Origin of the sequence: Kineococcus indalonis, from assembly GCF_009906395.1 — a bacterium.
Taxonomy (GTDB): domain Bacteria; phylum Actinomycetota; class Actinomycetes; order Actinomycetales; family Kineococcaceae; genus Kineococcus; species Kineococcus indalonis.
Genome location: NZ_JAAALM010000864.1, coordinates 1 through 1,011 on the forward strand (window position 1 = coordinate 1; position 1,011 = coordinate 1,011).

A 1,011-nucleotide genomic window follows, 5' to 3' on the forward strand; every position below is an offset into this window, starting at 1 on the left:
GTCCCCACGCCCCTCGTCCCCGGCCGCCTCCAGGCGCCGGGCGGGCCCGGGCGCGGCCACCGGGTCCACGCCGTCCGCGCCGTCCCCGCCGGCATCGTGGGGCACCGGGACCGGCGGGCGCGGTCCCCGGTGCAGCGTCGGCGTCGAGGCGGGCCGCCGCGGCACCCCGTGCGCTCCGTGCGCGCGCGGCGCCTCGTCCTCATCACCGGGTCGTCCAGCCACCGTGCGCGCCCCTCGCCGTCCAGCGCCCGCCCCCGCGGGCGGGCAGCGCCATCCTCGCCGCGGCGGCCGGCCCGCGCAGCCCGGGCGTCGCGGCGCGGCTTCAGCGCGCGGCCCGGGCTGCCGATGACCGGGGCGAGCCACCGCGTCAGCCGCGCCGCGACGCCCGCCCGCCGCCGTCCAGGGAGAGGTCTCCTCGTGCTCGTGCTCGTGGATCAGGACCAGACGCTCGCCGACTTCGGCGACGGCTTCGACCGGCGCTTCCTGGCCGCGCACCCCGACGCCCCGCTGGCCCCGCGGGCGCAGGCCACCTCGTACTGGATCGAGGACAGCTACCCCGCGGAGTGGCACGAGCGCATCCGCCAGGTCGTCACCTGGCCGGGCTTCTTCCGCGACCTGGCCGTGCTGCCCGGCGCGCGCGAGGCGATGGAGCAGATGCTCGACGAGGGCCACGACGTGCGCATCTGCACCGCCCCGGTGCGCTCCTACCGGCACTGCGTGCGCGAGAAGTACGAGTGGGTCGAGGAGCACCTGGGCCTGCACTGGACCGAGCGCATGATCGTCACGCGGGACAAGACCCTGGTCACCGGGGACGTGCTCATCGACGACAAGCCCGAGGTGGTCGGCGCCCTGAGCACCCCGACGTGGACCCACACCTACTACGGCACCGCGTACAACCGCCACCTGCCCGGCCGGCACCTGGACTGGTCCACCTGGGGCGAGGTCCTCGCCGAGGTGGAGGCCGAGCGCGCCGAGCGCGGCGCCCTGCTGGTGCCGCGGCTGCCCGACGCG

Annotated in this window: 1 protein-coding gene; it reads left to right on the forward strand. The window is 77.5% G+C overall.

The annotated features are described in order from the left end of the window. Window positions 1-417: 417 nt before the first annotated feature. Window positions 418-1,011, forward strand: a 594-nt coding sequence (locus tag GTR00_RS21610; RefSeq protein ID WP_166613548.1) for a 5' nucleotidase, NT5C type, incomplete at its 3' end; no start/stop codon positions are given.